Annotated in this window: 2 protein-coding genes; one reads left to right on the forward strand and one right to left on the reverse strand. The window is 65.5% G+C overall.

Annotated features, from left to right (window positions below):
• The first annotated feature begins 11 nt into the window (after positions 1-11).
• Positions 12-143, forward strand: a complete 132-nt coding sequence (locus F2B26_RS17760) for an inner membrane CreD family protein (RefSeq protein ID WP_369122558.1) — start codon at positions 12-14, stop codon at positions 141-143.
• A gap of 68 nt (positions 144-211) precedes the next feature.
• On the opposite strand, the gene F2B26_RS17125 is transcribed toward F2B26_RS17760, so the two are convergent.
• Positions 212-501: neutral zinc metallopeptidase (locus F2B26_RS17125; RefSeq protein ID WP_201292848.1), on the reverse strand; the 290-nt coding region annotated here is incomplete at its 5' end.

A 501-nucleotide genomic window follows, 5' to 3' on the forward strand; every position in this document is an offset into this window, starting at 1 on the left:
TCCTGCTCAGCCTGGAGGCCTATTCGCTGCTGATCGGCTCGTTGCTGCTCTTCGTGGCGCTAGCGGGGGTCATGTATGCGACCCGTCGCATCGACTGGTCGAGCGTGCGGACCGGGACAAAGGACGAGGAAGAGCTGGCCTGATCCGCGCACATAAGCGAAAAAGGGCGCGGTCTCGCGGTCGCGCCCTTCTTTCTGTAATCGCGGGGCAATCAGCGCACGTTGGTGATATCGTCGCATGCACGATCATCGCCTTGGAGACCGAGGCGCAAGGCCTGGCTGCGCTGGGCGCTGGTCCCGTGGGTGAAGTTCTCACTCGACACGCGGCCACCGGTCAGGCGGTCGTCGCCGATCGCGGCGGCGGCTTTCATGCCTTCCTCGATATCACCGGGCTCGATGAGGTTGCGGTTCTTGCCCGCCCAGACGCCGGCGTAGCAATCCGCCTGCAGCTCCATGCGGACCTGCAGGGCATTGCCCTGCGCACGCCCGACCGACTGCTGCG

The sequence above is a fragment of the Cellulomonas citrea genome, from assembly GCF_009829685.1.
In the GTDB taxonomy this organism is placed as follows: Bacteria; Actinomycetota; Actinomycetes; order Actinomycetales; family Cellulomonadaceae; genus Cellulomonas; species Cellulomonas citrea.